19 protein-coding genes and 2 pseudogenes are annotated in these 23,857 nt (G+C 53.2%); 10 read left to right on the top strand and 11 right to left on the bottom strand.

Translation table 11 applies throughout. The features are described from left to right. Positions 1-50: 50 nt before the first annotated feature. A complete protein-coding gene (locus tag BRW62_RS08960) occupies positions 51-311 on the top strand; it encodes a spore coat protein U domain-containing protein (RefSeq protein ID WP_157768346.1) in 261 nt (86 codons plus the stop codon). A 155-nt stretch (positions 312-466) separates the two neighbouring features. After that, on the top strand, positions 467-1,840 hold the full coding sequence (locus BRW62_RS08955; RefSeq protein ID WP_198405974.1) for a ParA family protein: 1,374 nt from the start codon (positions 467-469) through the stop codon (positions 1,838-1,840). On the opposite strand, the gene recJ is transcribed toward BRW62_RS08955, so the two are convergent. Next, positions 1,825-4,050, bottom strand: coding sequence for a single-stranded-DNA-specific exonuclease RecJ (gene recJ / locus BRW62_RS08950; protein ID WP_198405973.1), 2,226 nt, complete (start codon positions 4,048-4,050; stop codon positions 1,825-1,827). The two genes, BRW62_RS08955 and recJ, sit on opposite strands and share 16 nt — an antisense overlap. Positions 4,051-4,060: 10 nt before the next feature. Next, entirely contained in the window at positions 4,061-7,204 is a 3,144-nt protein-coding gene (locus tag BRW62_RS08945) for a response regulator (RefSeq protein WP_099799142.1), read from the bottom strand. Between the two features lie 200 nt (positions 7,205-7,404). Here BRW62_RS08945 and petG point away from each other — a divergent pair, with 200 nt between their 5' ends. The 3 genes and pseudogenes from petG to BRW62_RS08930 all read left to right on the top strand — a co-directional run bounded on the left by petG (position 7,405) and on the right by BRW62_RS08930 (position 10,070). Beyond that, positions 7,405-7,518: a cytochrome b6-f complex subunit V gene (petG, locus tag BRW62_RS08940; protein WP_099799905.1), complete on the top strand. Its 114-nt coding sequence runs from the start codon at positions 7,405-7,407 to the stop codon at positions 7,516-7,518. A 243-nt stretch (positions 7,519-7,761) separates the two neighbouring features. Continuing rightward, positions 7,762-9,099, top strand: a pseudogene (gene der / locus BRW62_RS08935) (ribosome biogenesis GTPase Der). Between the two features lie 62 nt (positions 9,100-9,161). Further along, on the top strand, positions 9,162-10,070 hold the full coding sequence (locus BRW62_RS08930; protein WP_099799141.1) for a methylenetetrahydrofolate reductase: 909 nt from the start codon (positions 9,162-9,164) through the stop codon (positions 10,068-10,070). Here BRW62_RS08930 and BRW62_RS08925 read toward each other — a convergent pair. Both BRW62_RS08925 and secG read right to left on the bottom strand, forming a co-directional pair. Next, positions 10,067-10,351, bottom strand: coding sequence for a DUF427 domain-containing protein (locus BRW62_RS08925; RefSeq protein ID WP_099799140.1), 285 nt, complete (start codon positions 10,349-10,351; stop codon positions 10,067-10,069). The genes BRW62_RS08930 and BRW62_RS08925 overlap by 4 nt on opposite strands. A 42-nt stretch (positions 10,352-10,393) precedes the next feature. Beyond that, positions 10,394-10,627, bottom strand: a complete 234-nt coding sequence (gene secG, locus BRW62_RS08920) for a preprotein translocase subunit SecG (RefSeq protein WP_099799139.1) — start codon at positions 10,625-10,627, stop codon at positions 10,394-10,396. 304 nt (positions 10,628-10,931) lie between these two features. Here secG and fbp point away from each other — a divergent pair, with 304 nt between their 5' ends. The 5 genes and pseudogenes from fbp to BRW62_RS08895 all read left to right on the top strand — a co-directional run bounded on the left by fbp (position 10,932) and on the right by BRW62_RS08895 (position 17,538). Continuing rightward, positions 10,932-11,984: a class 1 fructose-bisphosphatase gene (gene fbp, locus BRW62_RS08915; protein ID WP_099799138.1), complete on the top strand. Its 1,053-nt coding sequence runs from the start codon at positions 10,932-10,934 to the stop codon at positions 11,982-11,984. 3 nt (positions 11,985-11,987) lie between these two features. Continuing rightward, positions 11,988-13,517, top strand: coding sequence for a glucose-6-phosphate dehydrogenase (zwf, locus tag BRW62_RS08910; RefSeq protein WP_099799137.1), 1,530 nt, complete (start codon positions 11,988-11,990; stop codon positions 13,515-13,517). Between the two features lie 108 nt (positions 13,518-13,625). Then, positions 13,626-14,971 (top strand): annotated as a pseudogene (opcA, locus tag BRW62_RS15270) (glucose-6-phosphate dehydrogenase assembly protein OpcA). A 10-nt stretch (positions 14,972-14,981) separates the two neighbouring features. Continuing rightward, positions 14,982-17,231 (top strand): cation:proton antiporter domain-containing protein, encoded by a 2,250-nt coding sequence (locus tag BRW62_RS08900; RefSeq protein ID WP_099799136.1) that lies wholly within the window; start codon positions 14,982-14,984, stop codon positions 17,229-17,231. Between the two features lie 127 nt (positions 17,232-17,358). Beyond that, a complete protein-coding gene (locus tag BRW62_RS08895; protein ID WP_099799135.1) occupies positions 17,359-17,538 on the top strand; it encodes a hypothetical protein in 180 nt (59 codons plus the stop codon). Between the two features lie 20 nt (positions 17,539-17,558). Here BRW62_RS08895 and BRW62_RS08890 read toward each other — a convergent pair whose 3' ends face one another. The 7 genes from BRW62_RS08890 to BRW62_RS08865 form a co-directional block, all read right to left on the bottom strand. Beyond that, positions 17,559-18,125, bottom strand: coding sequence for a Uma2 family endonuclease (locus BRW62_RS08890; protein WP_099799904.1), 567 nt, complete (start codon positions 18,123-18,125; stop codon positions 17,559-17,561). Positions 18,126-18,222: 97 nt separating this feature from the next. Continuing rightward, complete coding sequence (locus BRW62_RS08885; protein ID WP_099799903.1) at positions 18,223-18,642, bottom strand: putative iron-sulfur cluster-binding metallochaperone; 420 nt, start codon at positions 18,640-18,642, stop codon at positions 18,223-18,225. Further along, positions 18,636-18,689, bottom strand: coding sequence for a hypothetical protein (locus tag BRW62_RS15265; RefSeq protein WP_157768384.1), 54 nt, complete (start codon positions 18,687-18,689; stop codon positions 18,636-18,638). Before BRW62_RS15265 ends, BRW62_RS08885 begins: the two co-directional genes overlap by 7 nt. 47 nt (positions 18,690-18,736) lie before the next feature. Then, positions 18,737-20,050, bottom strand: coding sequence for a permease (locus BRW62_RS08880; protein WP_099799134.1), 1,314 nt, complete (start codon positions 20,048-20,050; stop codon positions 18,737-18,739). An 81-nt stretch (positions 20,051-20,131) separates the two neighbouring features. Continuing rightward, positions 20,132-20,371, bottom strand: coding sequence for a thioredoxin family protein (locus BRW62_RS08875; protein ID WP_099799133.1), 240 nt, complete (start codon positions 20,369-20,371; stop codon positions 20,132-20,134). A 37-nt stretch (positions 20,372-20,408) separates the two neighbouring features. Next, on the bottom strand, positions 20,409-20,831 hold the full coding sequence (locus BRW62_RS08870; protein ID WP_099799132.1) for a heavy metal-responsive transcriptional regulator: 423 nt from the start codon (positions 20,829-20,831) through the stop codon (positions 20,409-20,411). A 402-nt stretch (positions 20,832-21,233) separates the two neighbouring features. Further along, positions 21,234-23,726 (bottom strand): EAL domain-containing protein, encoded by a 2,493-nt coding sequence (locus BRW62_RS08865; protein ID WP_099799131.1) that lies wholly within the window; start codon positions 23,724-23,726, stop codon positions 21,234-21,236. Between the last annotated feature and the right edge of the window lie 131 nt (positions 23,727-23,857).

Genomic DNA, 23,857 nt, shown 5'->3' with positions numbered 1-23,857 from the left:
TTATGAACGACCCCACCGCAAACAGCAAGAATCATGCCCCCTTATCAGCCATGTTTCTGTTCTCGCAGTGTAGTTTATCGACGGTGATTGTTGGTGCAGCGATAGGTAGTACGCTCATCGCCAGCAGGGTGTTGGCAAACTGCACGATCAGTAGCGTTACCGGCCTTAACTTTGGTGCCTACAGTTCCTTTGACGCCGCCCCCAATGATGCCACCGGACGGTTTTTGTTTGTGTGTACCGATGTTCAAGCCCCTGTCACCATTCGCCTCAGCAGCGGTGCCGCCAACAGCTTTACACTGACACAATTGTAATTACCATTCAGTTTTAACTAACAGTTTTGCGGTCATGCCCATTTTGGGTTCAAACTAGCAGTTATTACAATTAGTAAAAGGCGGGTGCGACGGCACTGCCTCTATGTCGTCCCGGCGCGTAGTTGACCGGGGTATCTCGGAGGTTTAGATGACCCTTGGATATTTCCCGTTTGCGATCGCAGTGGCAGCAAATTAGCAGCGATGAAACCTGTGAAGCGGTTATTGACCACAATTTTATTCATCCATTACTAACGCTCCTTGGTTTCGGACCGGGCGATCGCATCACCTGCTTTGATACCGGCACAGGGATTGCCGATATTGCAGCTCGCTTCCCCAGCAAAGATCGCCCAGCCTTTGACCAAGAACGGCGACACCCTGATCTCATTGTGGAAATTAAGGCTCCTGCCCGCCGCTCTCGCAATACCCCGAGCCAAACGGTAACCCTGAGCCTAGAGGAGGGGTCGGCACACCAAACCCGTGCCCTCAGCCAACTACGGCACCTTTTAGCAGGGGAGCACTGCCGCCAAACGACATGGGGGCTGGTCACCAATGCCCGGCATTTGCAATTGTTTCAACGTCATGGCCACCTTGTGTATCCCGCCACTCCCAATTTTGAACTGAGGGGCGATCGCATCGACGGCATTGTCGCAGACCTCCGTGCCTGTCTCCAGCATCCCCAGCGAGCAACCACTGTGTGTATCTATAACCATAAGGGGGGAGTGGGCAAAACAACGACCACCATTAATTTAGGCGCAACCCTAGCGGTGGCGGATGAAGCCGTGTTACTGGTGGATTGTGACCCTCAAGGGGATCTCAGCCGCTCCTTGGAACTCAGTCCAACAGCGACCACACTGGCCAGTTGTATTCAAGACCCCAGCCTACCCATCACTGCCGCGGTGCGTTCCTTTGATCTGCGCCTGCGCAGCGGTAGCCGTATTAAATCTGCCCATATTTTTGATGTGATTCCGGCGGCTCCCCAACTCCAGAGTGTTCTCATTCAGGCGATGCAAGCGGGCACCCCGCCTATTACCCGCCTGCGAGAGGTGTTGCAGCCCCTGCGCGATCGCTACGACTATATTTTGCTGGACTGCCCTAGTTCTTGGTTGTTTCTCAGCAAGAGTGCCCTCTATGCCAGTGATGTGGTGTTGATCCCCACGCGACACACCGATTTATCCTCCCTAAACAATGCCGCCCACGTTATTCACAGCTTTATCTTTGGCGAAATTCAAACATTCCGCTACGACGGTGGCCCCTTGCCCCTACCGATTTTTTTTAATGGTGCTCCCACCACAGATAAGGCCATGGAGGTTGCCACCGCTGAAATCGCCCAAATTTTACAAAAATTTGCCCATCTCACGCCGTACTTTTGGCCGAACTATCACCTCAATGACACGGCTGTTTTGGCCATCCCCGAATATGCAATTATTTCCCGAGCGGCCTTTGCACGGGTGCCAGCGGTCTTTAAGGATAAGCGGGTGCTGGGCTTTTATCAAAACCTTGTGCAGGCCTATTTTCAACCCCTTCCATAGCGCTGCAAACACTGAAGCGGTGCTTGGGCAAAATAGCGGCGACGAAACTGTTGCTCGGCGATCGCCGCCAAAAATGCCTCTAGGGCTGGGGCAGTGTCTGGGGAAGGGTGGGGGTGCTGTGGCCAACGACAGACTAACACCTCTCCCTGCTCGTGCACCTCAACCCCTAAGGTGTTGAACACCGCGAGGGCGCTCCTGAAACAGGCCTCGTCTAACTCCAACTCGGCTAAGAGGTGGCTGCGCTCTAGGGGGCCTTGCTGCTGACTTGCGACTTTGAAGCGTGTCACGAGAGTCTGCCACAGGGAGAGGGGGTCTAGCTCTGCTGGCGCAGTGTAGGCCAAAATCAAGGGCTGTTGCTGTGCCTGTGCGCAATCAACCCAGTGTTTCCATGCCGCCGCAGAGGTGGGGCACGTTTCTACCCGCAGGCCAGTCTGCGGTGCTGCCTCAGGGCGATCGCGAAAGTCATAGATTAACTCAACGGGTGCAGGAGTAATGGTATTGGCTGCACTGGGTCGGAGCGCCACAAGGTTAGCTGTTATCCTGCCGTTCCATTCTTCAAGCTCTAGGACAACATCACAGGTCGTTGCTGGACAATCGCTGACCCGATGGCGCCACCATACTGCTGGAAAGCGGACTGCTGTCTGTGGCTCGACTAAATCGAACCGTGTATAGACGAGAGACTGATGTTTAGCCCGATACTCTTTGGGGTTCTGGATCGCTACCCCACGGACGAACAAACGGGGTTGAGGATTGCCTAAGCCAAACGGCTCTAGTAGCTGCAGCTCCTTGAACAGAGGCATCCCCAATGCCGACAGGGGAACCTCTAGGTCAATGGTGAGGGGCTGGGCGATCGCCGTGGCTGTGCCTTGCTGGTGGAGGAGGTAATCATTCAGCGCCGCTGTGAGGGCAGGAATATCAGCCGTTTTCAGGCTAAACCCCACCGCGTAGGGGTGGCCGCCAAAATGGACAAACAGGTGTTGCTGAGTCCGCAGTGCCTCGTAGAGATCCACGGTGCCCCCTGACCGAGCTGAACCAGTGGCCATGCCAGTCTGGGGATCCGTACGCAGCAAAATGGCCGGACGACCATAGGTGGTCACTAACTCATTGGCCACAATGCCAAGAATGCCAGCAGACCAATTTTCATCGGTTAAGACAATCACCCGCGCTGTTGACAGATCCAGTTGAGCCACCTTCTTATGTGCCTCGGTGGCGATCGCCCCTTGGAGCTGCCGCCGACTATTATTGGCCTGTTCAACGGCATTGGCAATATTCTGGGCGTGCTGCGGATCGAGGGTCGTCAGGAGTTCAATCAGCGGCTTCACATTCCCGGCCACCCGACTGACAGCATTAATGCGCGGACCAATGCCAAAACTAATATCCGTAACCCGATTTCCCTGCCGCCGACACGTTGCCAATAGTGCGTTGAGGCCAGGCCGTGGTGTCTTGGCAAGCACCTCTAGCCCTCGCTGCGCCAAATACCGCGCCTCGGCACGCAACTCCACCAAATCGGTAATCAGACCAATCGCCACTAAATCCAGTAAGGACTCCAGAGGCACTGCTGGGTGTTGCGGCCATGTCTCATAGACCGCCTCAACAAACTTGTAGGCCACTGCCACCCCCGATAACGGGCGCAGGGGATGCTCTGGGGGCAACTGCCGCGGGTTAATTAAGGCAACCGCACCCAGAGGTTTCAGCGCAAGGGTATGGTGATCGGTGACAATAACCTCAATCCCTAGGGTGCGAGCAAAGGCAATTTCTGCGTGGTTGGTGCAACCAGTGTCGCAGGTAATGACTAGGGAAACCCCCTGCTGCTTGAGCTGTTGCAATCCTTTTGCCGAAAGACCATGGGACTCCTGCAGGCGATTAGGGATGTAGTAGCCCGCTAGTTGTTGACCAAAAAAATGATAGAGACCCTCCCAAAGAACCGCCGTTGCGGTCACGCCGTCGGCATCAAAATCCCCCCAGATGGCAATTTTCTCCTGCTGCTGGCGTGCCTGCTGTAACCGCGCCATAGCCACAGACATCTCTGGAAACTCAAAAGGGGAGGTCGGGCAATACGCTTGCCAATCTAAAAAGGCAGCGACCTCCTCCCGTCGGATGCCCCGCTGCCACAACAGTTGGGCGGTAGATGCGCCGGCTTGGGGGTAGAGCGCTCGAACCTGAGCCACAAAGTCCGCCGGAGCCACTTCCGTGGTGAGTTGCTGCCACATCGGAATCACCCTAACCAGCGGTGGTAGCGTTGACGAGGGGAGTACACTGCCGCAGGGCGCGGACGAGTTCTTCCAGACTGATGGGTTTACTGACATAATCGTCCATCCCAGCCTCTAAACAGAGTTGGCGATCGCTCTCCATAGCATTGGCGGTCATGGCAATAATCCGTGGTCGCGGCTGAGCTAGGGTTTCGTAGAGCCGGATCACCTCCCGCGTGGCGGTCAACCCATCCATTTCCGGCATTTGCATATCCATTAAAATGACATCATAGGGCTGTCGCTTCACCGCATCCAACACCTCTAGGCCGTTGGCCGCAATGTCGCCACGGTAGCCGATTTTTTCGAGGATACGCAATGCCACCATCTGGTTGACCTTATTGTCTTCAGCAACCAAGATACGCAAGGGGGGTAAATCTGCCTTGAGGGCTTGAGTTGAAAACTGTTTGGGTGTTGCTATGGAGAGAATGGGAGAGTCACTAAACAAGTCGTTGAGGACATTGTAAAGGGTGGACTGTTTCACTGGTTTACTAATCAGCCTTGTAAATAGTTGAGTCTCTTCAAGACTGAGGGAACATCCTAGCGACGTCAGCAGAATAATTGGTAATTGCTGATGGACTTGGCGAATCTGTCGTGCCAGCGTTACGCCATCCATCTCCGGCATTTGTAAATCTAAAATTGCCACATCCATGGCAGCATTCGTTTGCAGTAAGGATAGGGCAGCGGCACCGCTTTCCGCCACAAGGGGCTGCATTTGCCAGTTACGGGTTTGCAAGGCTAAAATCTGTCGATTAGTGGCATTATCATCCACAATTAGCACACGACGGTTTTGCAGGAGAGAGCCATCCATCGGGGTAATTTTGGCCCCATTTGGGTTGAGCAGAAGCTGCACCGTAAAGTAAAACACTGAACCCGTTTCTGGTATGGGAATGGACTCATAGTGAGGCGGTGGATTCCCACCTATGGCTAAGGCTGACCCTTGACTTTTACTTTCCAACCAAATGCGCCCCTGCATGCGCTCCACCAGCCGCTGACAGATCACCAGCCCCAACCCTGTGCCACCATAGTGGCGGGTAATCGAGGCATCCACTTGGCTAAAGGGCTTAAACAGTCGCTGTACCCCTTGAGGTGTAATGCCCACCCCCGTATCTTGAATAGCAAATAAAAACTCGTAGCGATCGCCCAGCTTGCCTTGCCCGAAAGGCTTTACAGACAAAATAAGGTTGCCATGCTCGGTAAACTTCACACCGTTGCTGAGTAAATTAACCAGAATTTGCCGCAGTCGCCCCATGTCGCCAATGACATGAACCGGAACCTCTGGGTCAATGTGGGCAATGAGTTCCACTTTCCGCTCTAAGGCACGGTTGGCCATTAAGTCCAGCACATCCTCAACACAGGTGCGCAGGTTAAAGGGATAGGCTTCTAGCTCCAGTGTGCCGGATTCAATTTTGGAAAAATCGAGAATATCATTAATGATGGTGAGTAGCGCATCACCACTCAGGCGAATGGTATTTAAGAATTCCTGTTGCTGAGGGGTAAGGGGGGTATCCAGCAGCAACCCAGTTAGGCCAATGATGGCATTCATAGGCGTGCGAATTTCATGGCTCATAGTGGCCAAAAACTCGCTCTTGGCACGGCTTGCGTCTTCAGCAGCATGGCGGGCGGCCTCTAGCAGTTGCTGCTGCTGCATCATTTGCGAAATATCTTGCCAAGTGCCAACAAAACCGGTGAACACCCCCTCTTCAAAGGTGGGAATGGCTTGAGCATTCACCCAAGAGACTTGACTATCCCTATCGAGCAGCCGAAACTGCTTTTTGAAGGGTCGCTGTTGGGCGATCGCATACTGCCAAGCGGCGATAACAGATAGCCGATCTTCCCGATGAAGAAACTGTTGCCAAGCGATCGCCGCAGTCTCATTTGGCTCAACAGCCAGCATCTTCAGGAATGTTTTGTTAGCATAGGTCAGTTTGCCCTCAGCATCGGCGGTGAAAATACCTACAGGTGCCATGTCACTGACCGTACGAAACCGAACCTCACTAGCTGCAAGTCGCTGATTGAGCAAGAATTGGCGATGACGATTACTGGTAATCATAAAAATGCCGATCCCTGCTGACAGCCATAGAACAATAAATAGGAATAGGAACTGTAGATGAATTGGTGTTAGTTGCTGAGCCAGAATGTGAGGGGAAACGCGGGAAATCACCCATAGACGATAGTCGCGCTCGGCGATCGCACCGTTATTTGTCAGGTTGACCGAGTAATGGTTGACTTTCAGAGGTAAAACCTGGTGAAAGGCAAAGAGGCCATCATCACTGATGAACCGGCCAAGCGTTTGAGTACGCATCCGCTGCCATAATTCTGGAAACATAGCCCCCACGGTGGAACCCTGCCGCTCTGGGTAGCGGAAGCCCCATTCATCGCTCGTGCGCTCTGCCAGTAACCAATACCCTTGATCGTTTACTAATAGGCAACTGCCGTACACCCCCTGACAAGTGTTCATGAGGATATGCAGTAAATGGTTGGCATCATATCGCAGCACCAAAAACCCAACACGTTGTTGATCGCGGGTATAGACCGGTGCAGCCAAATACAAAATGGGCGTGGGGGCAATGTGGGGTTGATTTTTGTCAATATCAATGTCAAACGGGGAAATAAAGGCCTCATCCCGTTCTAATTGACGAATGACTGGCCAGTAGATTTTCTGTAACTCCGACGAGGGAGTGTCATTGCTTAAGCGGCGATTAAAGTCATGACTCAGGGCAATATTCAGTCTAAGATGTCCCGTTAGATCGAATAGGTACAGGCGATCGTAGATTCGCTTTTGCCGCAAAAAATTGTACAGGTCATCTTCAATGGCTTGCAGGGAGCGGGCGTGATCTAAGGCATCTATTGCCGAGGGGCTTCCGTGACCCTGCTTGAGGGCTAAAAAATACTTTACGTCATGGGTTGCCGCCAAAATTTGTACTTCAGTGATCAGTAAATTTATATAATTCGTTAAAGTAAAGGCACCCCGCTCAACCTTGGCCTCTTCTCGAAGTTGAAGATCTTCAATGGCATCCCTGCGCTGTGCCAGATAAATCGGCCCAAGAATGGCTACCAGAGCGATCGTTGCAGGCAACAAAAACTTGAGAAATTGGGACAGTGGACGCTGAGCCATGGGGAACGATACACACCTCTAGGGAGAACCGTAGGAGCGACGATCAAGCGCATCGGGTGAGACGGTAGGAGAACACCGGGGAGAGTTCCCAGATGAGAGAGTTGATACGTTAACTCCCTAACGTAGGCCGTAAGACCCCGTAAATTTAGTGTATCGTGAGGGATGGAGTTCATGTATTGTGCAAAGGTCAAACAACCATCATGATTGAGCCGTTACTGTGTGGGATTGTTTTGGGGTTAATTCCGGTCACCTTAGCAGGCTTATTTTTTGCTGCCTACCAGCAGTATAAGCGCGGTAATCAGCTGGGACTCTAGGGGCTGACTGGCTCTCAAGCGTCGTTCAAGACTTAATCAACCATCCTATCCTGTGCATGGCGGTGCAGGGGAGCACAGCAATACCTCGCTCCCCTATCGCCTTTTTTCGTTAGTGCGAATTTGCTGCCTTGGCAGACACCTATCTTGACCGTGAATGCCCTCTCTAAACCATCCTCAGCAGTACGGGCTAGACATGAACGCAACGGTCTTGAAAATCCCATTCTTGGCTGTGGAGTCATTGCTATGTCATTACCTATTGTTGCTGTTGTTGGTCGCCCCAATGTCGGCAAATCTACATTCGTCAATCGCTTGGCGGGGGAGCGAGATGCCATTGTTCATGATGCGCCGGGGGTGACGCGCGATCGCACCTATCGCCCTGTTTTTTTGGCAAGATCGGGAATTTCTGGTGGTGGATACGGGGGGCTTGGTATTTGACGATGACAGTGAGTTTCTGCCTCTAATTCGTCAGCAAGCGGAACTGGCACTACAGGAAGCCACCGCAGCAATTTTTGTGGTGGATGGACAGACCGGACCCACCGCCTTAGACCATGATATTGCTAGATGGTTGCGGCAACTATCGCTGCCGATCTTGGTGGCGGTCAATAAGTGTGAATCGCGCCAGATGGGACAGGTGCAGGCGGCAGAGTTTTGGTCGCTAGGGCTGGGGGAACCCTATCCGGTCTCGAGTATCCACGGCAGCGGTACCGGCGATCTCCTCGATCAGTTAATTACCTATCTGCCCGTAGAAACGGCTCCCCAAACCCCCACGGAGATTCAAGTGGCTATTGCCGGTCGCCCGAATGTCGGTAAGTCGAGTCTCCTCAATGCTCTCATTGGTAGCGATCGCGCCATTGTGAGTCCTATTTCCGGCACCACTCGCGACACCATTGATACGGTGATTGAACGCAACGGTGTGTACTACCGCTTCATTGATACAGCGGGAATTCGCAAGCGGAGCAGTGTGGCATATGGGCCGGAAATGTTTAGTGTGCACCGCGCCTTTAAGGCCATTCATCGCTCGGATGTGGTGCTGCTGGTGTTGGATGCCCTAGAGGAGATTACCGAGCAGGATCAACGCTTGGCAGGGCACATTGCGGATCAGGGGCGGGCCTGTGTTCTAATTATGAACAAGTGGGATGCAGTGGCTGAGAAGGATACCTACACCATCAATACCTATCGCGATCGCCTCTACCGACGGCTCAACTTTTTGGACTGGGCGGAGGCACTCTTTATTAGCGCCAAGACAGGGCAGCGTCTCGATAAAATTTTTACAGCGGTGGATGCAGCGGTTGAGCAACACCGCCGCCGCGTCAGTACGGCAGTGGTGAATGAGGTGATTCAAGATGCCCTGCGCTGGCACAGCCCCCCGCCACCCGCCAAGGTCGTCAAGGCAAAATTTATTATGCAACCCAGGTGGCCACCCAACCCCCAGCGATCGCCATTTTTGTCAACGATGCCAAACTGTTTAAGGAGAACTACCGCCGCTATATTGAAAGCCAAGTACGCAAGCAACTCGGCTTTCAAGGCACACCGATTCGGCTGCTGTGGCGCAGTAAAAAGCCACGGCAGGTCGAAACCTAAAGGAATCCTAGCGCCCCATTGCGGGTATCATAGTGGCCTAGTCGCATTGTGTCTAACCTCTCTTGAGTGTTTCGTCTTTCCAAGCTGCCTGCCAGCGGGGTGATTTTTTAATTACAGCAGAGGTGTGTCCTCCCAAGGGCACCAACCCAGCAGCAATGCTGCGCCAAGCGGCACACCTGCGCGGGCGAGTCCACGCCGTGAATGTGACCGATGGCAGCCGAGCGGTACTGCGGATGAGTTCGTGGGCTGCGGCCTATTTACTGCAACAGCACGGCTTAGAACCTATTTGCCAACTGGCCTGTCGCGATCGCAACCGCATTGCCCTACAGGCAGATTTAATGGGCATTGCCACCCTCGGTATTCGCAATCTGCTGGCATTGACAGGGGATCCCGTAAAAGCTGGGGATCATCCCCACGCCCGCCCTGTGTTTGATCTGGAGTCGGTGCGGTTACTCCACCTCATCCAGCAACTGAATCAGGGGATGGATAGCGAGCACCGTCCGCTGCCCGACGGTGCCAGCCAGTTTTTTACAGGTGCGGCGTTGGATCCCCAGTCCCCAAGCTGGTCAGGGTTGCAGCAACGCTTTGAAAAGAAGCTAAAGGCGGGGGCGCAGTTTTTCCAAACCCAGTTAATTACGGATTTCGATCGCCTCGAAAAGTTTATGACCCAAGTGGCTGCCGGCTGTGAACGACCGATTTTAGCGGGGATTTTTCTGCTGAAGTCTGCCAAGAATGCAGCGTTTATTAACCGGGCGGTGCCGGGTGCCTCTATCCCTCAGCATCTTATCGATCGCCTCGCAGCGGCAACTGACCCCCTTGATGAAGGCATCACCATTGCGGCAGAGCACATCCAACAGGCGCGATCGCTGTGCCAAGGCATTCACCTGATGGCCGTGCGCCGCGAGGATCTGATTCCTAAAATTTTGGACCGTGCTGGCATTCCTCCCCTCAGCGGAGCTTCGCCAAACTAGCGGGTGACTTGCACTCCCCGCCAAAACGCCACATACCCCTTAATATTGGCCGCCGCTGGCTTGGGATCGGGGTAATACCACGCCGCATCCCGATTGGTCTTGCCGTTTACTACAACATGGTAGTAGCTGGCGGTTCCTTTCCAGCCGCACACCGTATGGGTATCACTGGGCTGGAAATACTCCTGATGCAAAGCGTCCGGCGGAAAATAGATGTTGCCTTCCACCACTTCGTAGCGATCGCTCTGGGCAAGAATGACGTTATTCCACGTGGCTGTGGCCATGGTTATCCCTCGATGAACTCTCAAATACCTAGACTCTAGTGGCTATGGTGACCGCAGCCACCCTGCACTCAGGGCAACCGTCAGCGCCATAAACAGTACCGTTAAAGTCCAAGTGGCACGATTAAGCGTTGTCTCAGCGCTTTTGGTGCTGGTAAATAACTGCGCCTGACCACCAATCCCTCCCAAGCCATCCCCCTTAGGACTATGGAGTAGCACTAGTACAATTAAGCCAAGCGCCGAAAATGCCCAAATTCCCGTGGCGATCGTTTCAATCATGGTTTACCTCACTACTTGGGCGATCGCCCCCACAACAGAAGGCCAAGCCCACATTGCCTGACGAACTCATCACTTACAGTGTAGTGGGTGCAGGCACCCTTAAGGAAGCTCACCCTAGCCCTCTCGCAAAGGAGAGGGCACAAGACTCTTAGCTCCCTTCTCCTTGGGGAGAAGGGTTGGGGATGAGGGCACGCCATCGCCGTCGTAAGCCCACAGAATCTTTAGTTGTTCTAAAGAGTTACATTCTCCTGAAAAATAACTTTTACGATGGGGGCTAGATGCATCTCCACGTAGGGAGGGTCTCATGGCCGAATCCCCAACCGACACCCACGAACAAACTCTTGATCGCGATTGTCGTACCCTATCTCGTCACGTCTTGCAGCAACTGCAAAGTTTTGATGCTGCTGCCCAAGACCTCAGCGCCCTCATGAATCGGATTGCCCTAGCAGGGAAGCTCATTGCCCGCCGCCTTAGCCGTGCTGGCTTAATGGAGGGAGTACTCGGATTTACAGGGGCAGTGAATGTTCAGGGCGAAGATGTCAAGAAAATGGATCTCTACGCCAACGAAGTATTTATTTCCGTCTTCAAGCAAAGTGGCTTAGTCTGCCGCCTTGCCTCAGAAGAAATGGCAACGCCCTACTACATTCCTGAAAACTGTCCCATCGGTCGCTATACCCTCCTGTACGATCCCTTAGATGGCTCTTCCAACGTGGATATCAACCTCAACGTTGGCTCCATCTTTGCGATTCGCCAGCAAGAGGGGAATGATCTGGATGGCAATGCCGCAGATTTACTCCAAAACGGCCACAAGCAAATTGCAGCGGGCTACATTCTCTATGGCCCAAGTACCATGCTGGTCTATTCCATTGGCAAGGGCACCCATGTGTTTGTCTTAGATCCCAGCCTAGGGGAATTTATCCTCGCCATTGAAAACCTACAAATGCCTGCCAGCGGTTCCATCTATAGCGTTAACGAAGGCAACTTCTGGGCATGGGATGAATCCATTCGCAATTATGTCCGCCATGTCCATCGCCAGCCGGGGTACAGTGCCCGCTATAGCGGTGCCTTAGTGGGAGACATCCACCGCATTCTTATGCAGGGAGGGGTTTTTCTTTATCCCGGCACCCAGAAAAATCCCGAGGGTAAACTGCGGCTGCTCTACGAATCTGCCCCCATTGCCTTTTTAGTGGAGCAAGCGGGAGGCAAAGCCAGCAATGGCACTCAGCCCCTTTTGGATATTGTGCCCAACCATCTGCACATGCGCACCCCCCTCATTATCGGCAGTCAGCAGAATGTAGAACTCGTGGAATCCTTTATTCAGCAAGCCGATGCCAACACAACTGTCCTACAGGTTTAACTCATGGTCACGCTGTTTGAAAATCCGCTGCGGGTAGGCTTACGTCAAGAACGCACCCCAGAGCCACTTATTTTGGTGATTTTTGGCGCGACTGGCGACCTCACCCAACGCAAACTGATTCCCTCGATTTATCAACTCAAGTTAGAACACCGCCTGCCTGCCGAGATCACTGTTGTTGGCGTTGCCCGTCGGGACTGGAGTGACGACTATTTCCGGGAGCACCTGCGCAAGGGAGTGGAGGAATTTGGCGGCGGCATCCAAGCGGAACCCCTCTGGCAGGAGTTTGCCCAAGGGCTTTACTACTGTGCCGGGAATATGGACGATCCGAACACCTATAGCAAACTTAAGGGCTTGCTTGCGGATCTCGACGAAAAGCGGCAGACCCGCGGAAACTATGTTTTTTACCTTGCAGTGTCTCCTAACTTTTTTGTGGAAGGCATTCAGCAACTTGGGGCGGCAGGGCTGTTAGCCAACCCCCAAAAGCGGCGACTAGTCATTGAAAAGCCCTTTGGTCGCGATCTCACCTCTGCCCAGTCCCTCAACCAAGTGGTGCAGTCCGTTTGTAAAGAAGAGCAGGTCTATCGTATTGACCACTACCTAGGGAAAGAAACCGTCCAAAACCTGATGGTGTTTCGCTTTGCCAATGCGATTTTTGAGCCACTTTGGAATCGGCAGTACGTCGATCATGTCCAGATTACCGTGGCCGAAACCGTTGGTGTAGAAGACCGGGCAGGCTACTACGAAACCTCTGGTGCCCTGCGGGATATGGTGCAAAACCACATGCTCCAACTACTCGCACTGACGGCGATGGAACCCCCCAATGCCCTTGATGCCGACAGCCTTCGCAACGAAAAGGTGAAGGTGCTACAGGCCACTCGGCTGGCAAATCTCGATAACCTTGATGCCTGTGCGGTGCGGGGGCAATACCGTGCTGGGTGGATGAAGGGTAAGCCCGTGGTGGGCTACCGCGAAGAGCCGGGAGTCAGTGCCACCTCCACCACCCCGACCTACGTCGCCTTGAAGCTGCTCATTGATAACTGGCGCTGGCAGGGGGTGCCCTTTTATTTGCGCACCGGCAAACGCCTTGCAAAAAAGGTAACGGAAATTTCGATTCAATTTCGCCAAGTCCCCCTCTTGATTTTTCAGTCAGCGGCGCGCCAGACGAACCCGAACATCCTGACCATGCGCATCCAGCCCAACGAGGGCATTGCCCTACGCTTTGAGGCCAAAATGCCCGGTGCTGACTTGCGATCGCGCACGGTGGAAATGGACTTTAGCTATGGGGCGTCCTTTGGTATGGCCACTGCTGATGCCTACGCCCGCCTGTTACTAGACTGTATGCTTGGGGATCAAACCCTCTTTACCCGCGCAGATGAAGTGGAAGCGGCATGGCAGGTGGTGATGCCCGTCCTGAGCGCTTGGGAGGCGCCTAGCGATCCGGCGTTAATTCCCACCTACGAAGCGGGGACATGGGATCCGGATGCCGCCGAAGCGATGATTAACGCTGACGGTCGTCGCTGGCGACGCCTGTAGGATAGATGGCGGCCAAATTACGCATCATAGAAATCATAGGCATGTAAAAGGCTCACCCCCTAGGCACTCCTTAATCAATCGAATCGACGTAATACAGGTACTTCAGTTATGTCCAGCGAATCTACGCCCCTTGTCGCCCTTCAAGATCCAGTTGATGTCTCCCTTGATGATATTGAACACAGCCTCAGCCAAATCTGGGTCAGCCATGGGGGAGATGGCAATGCCCCTGCAGCAGTGCGAGCTACAACGTTTACCCTCGTTGTTTACGAAGCGGACGATACGCAACAACTTCTTGCCGCTTTGGGCTACTACAGCGGTCCAATTGATGGTATTCTGGGGCCGCGGATGCAAGCAGCCCTGCGATCGGCGCAAAAAGATTACGGGTTGCCCATTACCGGCCGACCGTCCCCTGAGCTACGCCAGATCCTACAGCAGGAATATGCTGCCCAAGCGGCTAAAGGAATGACTCGTCCGGATCGCTATGCCATGGATGTGCGCGGTGGCAGTGTTGCCGACGCGATCGCCAGTCAAAATCCCTGTCGCGTCATTGCCCTGTGCCCAACCCTTGGCGACGATACGGGTATTACCGCCCAAGTGGCCGCCTACTGTCCCATTAACAAAAAAGTCCGCAGTTCCCTGATCTGCTGCGAGTACATTACCCTTAAGGGAACCCATGCCGCCTTTGCGCGGGTTGAGCCACTCTTGCAGTCCTTGGTCATTCGCGACTTACCCCGCTTCCTCTGGTGGAAAGGGGATTTGCAACATAACCTTGATCTGTTTCAAACCCTTGCCCCCAAATTTAGCCGGATTATTGTTGACTCTAGTGAGTTTCTGGTGCCCACTAGCACATTTCGTACCCTTGCTGACCTATTGCAGCAAGGATTGCCAATTACCGATCTAAACTGGCGGCGACTGGGGCATGGCAAGAATTAGCGGCTGAAGCCTTTGACCCACCGGAACGACGGCTAGCGGTCAAGGAGATTGATCAGGTCGTGATTGACTACGAAAAAGGCAATCCTGCCCAAGCATTAATGTATCTGGGGTGGCTGGCGTCCCGCTTACAGTGGCAACCCCGTCGCGTCACCCTCGAAAGTGGCGACTATGACCTCTACCACATTGAACTGGTGGGTTCAGATGAGCGGCTGATTAAAGCAGAGTTAGCAGGCATTCCCACCGGCGACAGCGGTTTGGTTCTGGGGGACTTAATTGATCTCAAACTCACCTCTAGCAATCCAGAGGCAGATTGTTGTACGATTATTTGCTCGGAGACACGTGGCTGCATGCGCATGGAATCGGGCGGCAGTGCTCAGATGTGCCGTACCTACCATGTGACTCCCTTAACGGATCAGACTGCTGAGCTGCTCCTGAGCCAAGAACTGCAACGCTGGGGGCAGGATGTGCTATATACTGAGAGCTTTGCCGCGGTCTTACAACTGTTAGACTTGATCCCTTAGGAACCCTTGGATGAATGAAGACTTTCGCCTCGTCATTGACCTCGGTGTTGTGCTGGGGGCAGCGGCGGTGGGTGGGGTGCTGGCGGCCTTGCTACGACAGCCTATTCTCCTTGGCTACCTGCTCGCTGGAATGCTGGTGGGGCCAACGGGGCTTGGGCTGCTGCGGGAAGTCCCCCAAGTTGAAGCCTTGGCGCAGTTAGGGGTCGCATTCTTGCTCTTTGCCTTGGGGGTTAGCTTTTCCCTGGGTGAAATTAAAAAGGTACAGGGCATTAGCTTAGGCGGTGGCACGTTGCAAATTCTGCTGACGATCGCCGTTACAACGTTGATTTCGGTGGGGGTGGGTTGGGTGACCTCTGCCAGTCAGGGAATCTTTTTGGGGGCAGTGCTGTCGTTGTCCTCAACCGCAGTGGTACTGCGCAGCTTGATGGATCGCAACGAGTTAGAATCCCTGCAAGGCCAGATTATGCTGGGGATGTTAGTGGTGCAGGATCTGGCGGTAGGGCTAATGGTGGCCGTGTTACCTGCCTTGGATAAGCCCCTTGAGGAGTTGGGCTGGGCGGTGGGAGAAGCTGTGCTAACCATTGGCCTGATTGCCGTGGGAGCGGTGGTGGCGGGGATTTGGCTATTGCCTCCCCTGCTGCGCCTGCTGGCGAAAACCGAAAGTCGGGAATTGTTTTTGTTGGGGGTGGTGGCGCTGTGTCTGGGGATTGCGCTGCTTACGGAGTATTTGGGTCTATCGATTGAAATTGGCGCGTTTATTGCCGGTTTGATGATTTCTGAGGTGGAGTACGCTGACCAAACCCTTGACTACGTGGAATCGATTCGGGATATTTTTACAACCCTCTTTTTTGCCTCAATTGGGATGCTCATTGATCCTATCTTTCTCTGGCAGCATCTGGATCTGATCATTGAATTGGTGAGCTTGGTGATTGTCGGTAAGTTTTTAATTACAACCCCGATTGTGAAGCTCTTTGGCTATACGTGGAAAACCTCACTGCTGGCGGGGATTGGCTTGGCGCAAATTGGGGAGTTTTCTTTTGTGCTGCTGACGGCGGGGCGGGGGCTAGGGTTAGTGTCTCAGCAAGTTTACCTTCTGACGTTGGGCACAACGGCGGTGACCTTGGTCGTTACACCCTTTTTGCTGAAATTGGTGCCGCTGCTGTTAGACTTACCATGGTTGCGGCAAGTCCTCAAGGAGGACGAGATTTTGGGGATGGATTTAGGGGAGTTGCCCCAACGCAATCACGTGATTGTCTGTGGCTATGGTCGAGTGGGTAAAAGCTTGGTCACGCTGCTGCAAAACCAACAGTACCCGGTTCTGGTGATTGAGCAAAGTGAGAGTGTCATCAATGAGGTGAAAGCTGCGGAGTTGCCTTATATCTATGGGAATGCAGCCAGTGCCACGATTCTGGCAAAGGCTGGGGTGGAAGCAGCCCTAGGGATGGCGATCGCCCTGCCGGATAGTATGACTACCCGCCTGTGTTTGAAGCGTGCCCTTGAGTTTGCGCCGGAGCTGGATGTCATTGTCCGTGCCAATAGCGATCGCGATATTGAACTGCTCTACCAGTTGGGGGCACGGGAAGTTGTGCAGCCGGAGTTTGAAGCCAGTTTGGAACTAGCCGCCCACCTGTTCTTTACCTTTGGCATGGGTGAGCGTGCTATCCAGCAACAGGTGCAACAGGTGCGTGAAAGCCACTATGAAAACTTGCGGGGCGATACCTCGCCAGATAAAACAGCACGGTTATTGCGCCAAGCAGCACAGGACATGAACAGTCGCTGGTACCTGCTCCCTGATGATTCGCCGGTGAGGGGAATGAGCTTGGCGGAAATCCAACTGCGTCAGCTCACTGGCGTAACGCTGCTGGCCATTGTGCGTCAAGATGGCACAGAGGTAGATTATCCTAGTGGTGAAACCTGCCTAGAAGCGGGCGATCGCCTGTTGATCATCGGCCAGCCCTCAGAGCTAAAAGCCTTTGAATCGCTGATTAGCGGCACTGTGAGTGTGCCTCAGGGCGAAACATCGTTTCTGTGGTTGATGTTGCCCAGTCAAATCAATGAGCGGCATCTGACCATTGCCGATCTGCACTTACCAGACACTGTGACCATTCGTGCGTTACGCCGGGAGGGAACCCTCCTCTCTCAGCCTGCGCCGGACTGTAAGTTAATGGCTGGGGATCGTCTCCTGTTGGCGGGTGCAGGGACAGAGTTAACCCGTTTGGGGGATCAACTAACGGCGCGATCGGTGCCCCTGCCGCCGTAGGTACGCAACAACCACCGTAGTTGATAGACGTAGCGAGCTGTTATCGCGACTTACATGACAAATTGGTCATTGGCAGCACCACTGCCCAAAGTCTGCGCAGTAGCAATATTCCTGTCCTGGTGTTTCGATGAGCTTGATCAATCCCATTCACTTTTGCAATTGGCGCGGCGACCTGTTTGGAAGTTTGACCACTGCCATTGTGGCATTACTGTTGGCGTTGGTATTTGGCATGGCGATGGCCTGTACCGTGGTCTTGCTGGCCAGGCTTTTGCAAATCCTCTTTGGATGGTTGCGGTTAGGGCAATAGGTGACGCTGATGCCTTGCAGCTAGAAAAGCTGGCTCACCAGGCAGCGAAAACTAGGCAAAACCGGGCTGGTCAATTCATCCTGCGGATACAGCGTTGCCACCAGCTTCAGCACCGCATTCTCCCGGCGATACACTTCAACACTTTGGGACTGAGCATTCACAATCCAGTATTCCAGCACCCCCCGCACCGAATACAGCTTCAACTTCGCTTCCCTGTCGCGTTGTTCATTTGTCTTCCCCGGTGACAGCACCTCAACCACCAGTTCGGGAGCCGCTGTGAGATGTCCTGCCTCATCTAGTAATTGCTCCAGTCGCTCATGGCTAGCCCACACCACATCAGGAATCACAGCATCTGATTCCGAAAACACAATACCAGGGTTGATCGCGGCTTGCCCTAGCCCACTCTGGTCAGACCAGAGCTTGAGCACCGTTCCAACATTGATACAAACGGCTTGGTGTTTCCAATCGGGCGCTCTGGTCACAAACAGTTCTCCCTCAATAATTTCATAGCGATTGGCGCGATCGCCGTCAAAGATCGCCAGATCAGCCGTTGTCCAACGGACTGGATTGGTGTTGGTGGACTGCATAAAACCCTCGCCATGCGTACATTGATCATAGGTCATCTGACTTCCAACCAGATGAAGCCTCGATTCTCAATCAGCGCCAGAACGATTCCCCAAAGTGCTACTCCTGTCGCCCACTCAGATAATCGCGAACGTTTTTCAGACAGCAACTCCCTTGGGGGTTATTGACCTCGCACCCACAGCGTCCGGCTTGGATGTGAGCGGTAATGGCAGCGATCGCTAAAGTTTGCCCGTGCTGTTCCAGATCTTGTTGAAGCCGCTGGCGCGTCCAGCCAAAACAGTAGCAAACCGGCACCTCCTTAGCGGGATCTTTTTGAAACATAGGTACTTTCAGATCGCTGGTGGTGAACGTGTCTCCCTCTGCTGAAAAGTAAACAATGGGACAATTGGCGCTGCTACAAAATTGATAGTCTGCCTGAGAATTGAGTCGTTCGAGCGCCTGGGGTACTAGGAGGCTTTTCAATGTCAGCACTTTGACAGGTTTTCCTTGGCTGCGATCGTGGGGACAATTCATCAACATGCCTCCTGATAACCCATCCAAGCCCCTAAACCGATTGCTCCCAGCATCAAAACTAGCAATGGCGTCAAGCAGCGCTTGCCAAAACCCTTTGGGTTTAGAAAAATGCCCCATACACCATTCCCGAAATGGTTGCCATGACCACCACCAACGACACAAACACCACCGTTTTCTTCGTCCCCATAATGCTGCGAATCACCAGCATATTGGGTAATGACAGCGCAGGGCCTGCTAGCAACAGGGCTAAGGCAGGGCCTTGACCCATGCCACTGCCAATTAAGCCTTGCAGAATCGGAACCTCGGTCAGCGTAGCAAAGTACATAAACGCGCCCGCAAACGCCGCCACAAAGTTTGATAGCAAGGAATTGCCGCCGACTGCCCGTGTTACCCACTCTGACGGGATTAAGCCTTCATGTCCCGGACGACCGAGCAACGCACCCGCCACGATCACCCCCAGCAACAACAGCGGCAGAATTTGTTTGGCAAAGTCCCAGGAGGAAGCAAACCATTCCCCCGCTTCATCCTTGTTGGTGCTGGTCAGCCAGGATAGCCCGATGACGCCCGCCCCAAAGGCCACCATTGGCTGTTCCGGAACTCGGAAGGCCAAAACAGCCGTCACGGCTGCAATTAAAACCACTTTGCCCGTATTGAGGCCAAACCAGGTAATGAGAATGGCTGCCAGGGCGATCGCCAATCCGCCCGTAATCCACCACTTCGCGGCATAAATCGCGGCCCAAGTGCCTACCATTTCCGTGGGTTTTGCCCAGTTGGCAAAGACCAGAATCCCCACCATCACGGCAAAAAACAGGGTATTTTGCCACAGTGGACGGGCCACTTCCGGTTCGGGAAATCCTGCTTGAGCGTCGATTTTCTCCAGTTCTTCTTTGCGAAAAATGAACGCCATCAGCAACCCAATAATGACGCTGAAGGCGATCGCCCCCACTGTCCTTGCAATGCCCAACTGGAGACCCAGAATGCGAGCCGTCATGATAATCGCTAAAACGTTAATGGCCGGTCCCGAATAGAGAAAGGCTGTGGCAGGGCCTAAACCAGCCCCCATGCGATAAATTCCGGCAAATAGCGGTAAAACCGTACAGGAACAGACAGCCAGAATGGTGCCGGACACCGAGGCCACACTGTAGGCCAGCACTTTATTCGCATTAGCCCCCAGGTATTTCATCACCGCATCCTGGGAAATGAACACGGCGATCGCGCCGGCAATAAAGAAGGCGGGAATCAGACACAGTAGAACATGTTCTTGCGCATACCAACGCACCAGGTACAACGATTCAAAAACAGCATTTCTCAGCCGTTCTGAATTTTGAATCAGTTCCACAGGGAGGTAAAAACACAGGAGGAAACCCACCACAATCCACAATAGGGGTTTCCATTCCGATTTCCAAAAATGCATAAACGACCCTCCTATCCGAACCATCGGGGAGCCATGGAGTCGATGAAGATAAAATGTCGCTCCGTTGTGGACTTGCAATCGTTACGCAGGCAAAAGCGCCTCAATATCCTTGGCTTCTAGCACTTTGCCCTGGCTCAGCACGTTGCCATCGACGACCAGAGCTGGCGTTTTCATCACCCCCCGTTTGACAATTTCCATCGTGTCGGTGATGTGGGCAATCTCAGCGTCTAGCTGGCGATGGGCGATCGCTTCCTTCGCATTCGCCTCTAACTGCTGACATTTTTTGCAACCGGTTCCTAAAATTTCAACCTTGAGTGTCATGGTTTAATTGCTCCTGATCCTGAAGTGGTGGGTTGGGTCACGACTCTGCCGGACTCACTAACGGGTGTTGTTGAAACACGACACACTGTTGCCCTGTTGAGGGGTGTGTCAAACTCTGCTGGCATTGATCTAGAAGGGGCTTGAGTTGCGCTTTCAGGGTTTGCAATTGGCTGATGGTCTCGTCGATGTGTTGCACTTTCTTGAGCAGGCGGTCATACACTTCCTGGCAAGAAAGCTGCCGCCCATCTTGTAACAGCAACAGTTCCCTGATCTCCTCTAGGCTCAGTCCCAAGGCTTTGGCATGGGAAATGAAAGCTAGCCGTTCCAGATCTGACTGCTCATAGAGCCGGTAGCCTGCCGCTGTTCGTTTTGGACTGGGCATCAGGCCAATCCGTTCGTAAAAGTAAAGGGTCTGAGGATTGAGCCCTAACTGACGAGAAACTTCACCTACCTGCAACATCGGCTCGGATACTCCGTTGCCATTCCATGCATCAATCCTACACCTTAGACTTAGGTATAAGGTCAATGGTTTTTTGGACAAAATTACCGAAGAACGCCGTAAAGCCCATAGCTTTAGCGATGGGGATATAAGGCCCAAATTATTTTCTTTTGTGCCGTACTGGTATTAGTGGCAAGGTATGCAACCACTCAAAAAACCGAGTTATCTAACCGATAGCAAGTACCATAAAAACCGAGTATCGTAGTTTTTTGCTGTACCGTAGGGCATACGGGAACAAACCTCTGGGGTAACGTAGGAAACTGCTGTGCTTGAAGTGTTGTCGGTGAACCAGTCATTCTAAGCTGTGAGGCTAGAAGCATCCCCTGACTTTAGGCATGGGGAGCATGTCAAAGCTGGTGTAACTTAACTGGCAAGTACCTGTAGCGACTGCTGCGCCAGTAACTCCTCTACCTTGGCAGCGGGTAACGGGCGCGCAAAGAAATACCCTTGACCGTAGGTACAGCCCATCGTTTGCAGGGCGCGATACTGGCCTTGGGTTTCAATCCCCTCTGCCACCACCGTTAACTGGAGCGACTGCGCTAAGGCAATAATGGTATGTACGATACGAAGGGATTGCTCCTCTTGGTCGAGGGGGGAGATAAAGGCACGGTCAATTTTCAGGGTATCAATTGGGAAGCGGTGCAGATAACTCAACGACGAATAACCCGTACCAAAATCATCCATGTACAGGCCAATCCCCATGGCACGGATTTCTTTAAGCGCGGCGATCGCCATCTCCTTATTGTCAATTAAGACCCCCTCCGTTACTTCAAGCCGCAACCGCTGAGCCGGAAATCCCGTTTCACTGAGAATCGCTTCTAACTGGGGGAGTAGGTTCGTCTGCTGAAAATGCCGCCCCGTTAAGTTCACACTAATCGTTAACTCCCTACTCTGGGGAAACTGCACCGCCCATCGCTGCATTTGCTGACAGGCCTCGGCCATCACCCACCAACTGATGGGTAAAATCAACCCGGTTTCCTCTGCAACGGTCATAAACTCACCCGGGCTGACAATGCCCCGCTGTGGATGCTGCCAACGCAGGAGGGTTTCAAAACCAACGATGCACCGGCACGTTAAATCCACAATCGGCTGGTAATACACCAAAAATTCATTGCGTTCCGCAGCCCGGCGCAGCTCTGTCTCCGTTTGCATCAGGGCAATATTCTGCGCCCGCATCGCCATGCTGAATACTTCGTAGCGAGCCTTACCTAAGGACTTCGCACGGTACATTGCTGTATCGGCATCCCGCAGCAGGTCTTCAGCCGTTGAACTTTCGGCACTCGGAAAGGCAATGCCAATACTGGCGCTTGTAAACACTTCATGACCATCGAGTAAAAAGGGGCGATCCAGAGCTAATAAAATCCGCTCAGCAATTTCAATGGCCTGCTCCGGTGCCGTTAAATCTGTAACCAGAATGGCAAATTCATCTCCTCCCAAGCGGGCCACTGTATCTTCAGCGCGAGCACAGGCTAGCAAGCGTTGCGCAATTGCAATCAAAAGCTGGTCTCCGGCCAAATGCCCCAAACTGTCGTTGATCAGCTTAAAGCGATCTACATCCAAGAAGAGCACTGCAAAGAGCTTATAGGGACGACGGATGCGTTGGATCAGCGCTTGCCCCAACCGATCCATCATCAACACCCGATTGGGTAACCCCGTCATTGCATCGTGCAGGGCATCGTGGAGAATTTGCTCTTGGATGAGATGATATTCAGTCACATCGGTCATTGAACCAGCAATCCGGTAGGGCTGCCCCTGTTCATTACGCAGGGCTTTACCCCGCGATCGCATCCAGCGATAACTGCCATCTGCATGCTTGATGCGGAACTCACACTCAAAATGGGGGCGCGCCCCCAGCAAATGCTCCTGCATGTCCGTCTGCACCCGCTGCCGATCGTCGGGATGCACCCGCTGCCACCACTCTTCAATCGTAGGTTTGAGGGTGCCCGGGGGTTCGCCCACTAATTGCTCCCAGCGGCGCGAGTAATACATTGACGCATCAACAATGTGCCAGTCCCAAAGGCCGTCATTGGCACCCTCAGCGGCTAGGGCGTAGCGCTCCTCACTGATGCGCAGCGCCATTTCCGATCGCTTACGTTCGGTAATGTCGGTGATATAACAGCGAATGAGATCACTTTCCCGCAGGCTGTGTACTGTTACTTCATAGGTGCGATCGCCCACGATAACCTCTTGCAGAAAAAAGCGTTGATCACAGCGTGAGTTCTCTTGGATCCACGCCAACAATGGATGGCCAAAGCCCGTATCCTCTAAATCCGGAAATGCACTAATGGCTGCCGGGTTCACATAGGTAATATGACCATGGGGGGAGAGTTCAATAATTGGATAGGGGCTTAACTCTGGAAACGACGAGAGCCGCAAAAGCTGGACATCGCTCAACTGAGACATTTGGCGTTCCACCAGCGCAGTCTTAGCCGCATTGGGAACATAACCATCGGGAATACTGGCAAACGCAAGGGCATGGGTGTAGCGATTAAAGTCCGAATCCGAGAGATTGCTAAGGCAATGGTAACGTGCCCGCACCTCCCCGCCAAAAATAATCAAATCCCGATGCTGCAGAATGCGAGACTGACAAGGCATCCCATTGACGGTGATGCCATTGACACTCCGTTTACCCTGTAAATCCCCATCAATTAAACGGAAAAAATACTGGCCTGTACTCGGATCACACACTCGCAGTAAGACGGCGTGCTGGCGCGACACCATAGCCGACTTCAGGACAATTTTGTTACTGGGATGTCGGCCAATGGTATAGGTGCTGGCTTGTAAATTCACCGTCCGGCGACCCGATTGATCCTCAATGACAAGCAGGTGCCGAAACTTTTGCGTCTCAGATGTCACGCAAGTAGCCTCGAATAGTAGCAATCGGGAAGTGAACTCGCAAAATTATGGCAGTAGGAGCGCAGGCTAGCTTCACTATACTGCTATTTTAAGTGGCAGCATTTTATGCTGTTCAAGAAAATATTGCCGCT

The sequence above is a fragment of the Thermostichus lividus PCC 6715 genome, assembly GCF_002754935.1.
Taxonomy (GTDB): domain Bacteria; phylum Cyanobacteriota; class Cyanobacteriia; order Thermosynechococcales; family Thermosynechococcaceae; genus Thermosynechococcus; species Thermosynechococcus lividus.
This window is presented reverse-complemented; position numbering and strand designations above follow the sequence as displayed.

What these genes read in the sequence shown, in the direction of transcription:
- BRW62_RS08945 (WP_099799142.1), bottom strand. Translation starts at nt 7,204, where the DNA reads ATGGCTCAGCGTCCACTGTCCCAATTTCTCAAGTTTTTGTTGCCTGCA.
- BRW62_RS08960 (WP_157768346.1), top strand. Translation starts at nt 51, where the DNA reads ATGTTTCTGTTCTCGCAGTGTAGTTTATCGACGGTGATTGTTGGTGCA.
- zwf (WP_099799137.1), top strand. Translation starts at nt 11,988, where the DNA reads ATGGTCACGCTGTTTGAAAATCCGCTGCGGGTAGGCTTACGTCAAGAA.
- recJ (WP_198405973.1), bottom strand. Translation starts at nt 4,050, where the DNA reads ATGTGGCAGCAACTCACCACGGAAGTGGCTCCGGCGGACTTTGTGGCT.
- BRW62_RS08925 (WP_099799140.1), bottom strand. Translation starts at nt 10,351, where the DNA reads ATGGCCACAGCCACGTGGAATAACGTCATTCTTGCCCAGAGCGATCGC.
- petG (WP_099799905.1), top strand. Translation starts at nt 7,405, where the DNA reads ATGATTGAGCCGTTACTGTGTGGGATTGTTTTGGGGTTAATTCCGGTC.
- BRW62_RS08875 (WP_099799133.1), bottom strand. Translation starts at nt 20,371, where the DNA reads ATGACACTCAAGGTTGAAATTTTAGGAACCGGTTGCAAAAAATGTCAG.
- BRW62_RS08895 (WP_099799135.1), top strand. Translation starts at nt 17,359, where the DNA reads ATGAGCTTGATCAATCCCATTCACTTTTGCAATTGGCGCGGCGACCTG.
- fbp (WP_099799138.1), top strand. Translation starts at nt 10,932, where the DNA reads ATGGCCGAATCCCCAACCGACACCCACGAACAAACTCTTGATCGCGAT.
- BRW62_RS08870 (WP_099799132.1), bottom strand. Translation starts at nt 20,831, where the DNA reads ATGTTGCAGGTAGGTGAAGTTTCTCGTCAGTTAGGGCTCAATCCTCAG.
- BRW62_RS08890 (WP_099799904.1), bottom strand. Translation starts at nt 18,125, where the DNA reads ATGCAGTCCACCAACACCAATCCAGTCCGTTGGACAACGGCTGATCTG.
- BRW62_RS08885 (WP_099799903.1), bottom strand. Translation starts at nt 18,642, where the DNA reads ATGTTGATGAATTGTCCCCACGATCGCAGCCAAGGAAAACCTGTCAAA.
- BRW62_RS08900 (WP_099799136.1), top strand. Translation starts at nt 14,982, where the DNA reads ATGAATGAAGACTTTCGCCTCGTCATTGACCTCGGTGTTGTGCTGGGG.
- BRW62_RS08880 (WP_099799134.1), bottom strand. Translation starts at nt 20,050, where the DNA reads ATGCATTTTTGGAAATCGGAATGGAAACCCCTATTGTGGATTGTGGTG.
- secG (WP_099799139.1), bottom strand. Translation starts at nt 10,627, where the DNA reads ATGATTGAAACGATCGCCACGGGAATTTGGGCATTTTCGGCGCTTGGC.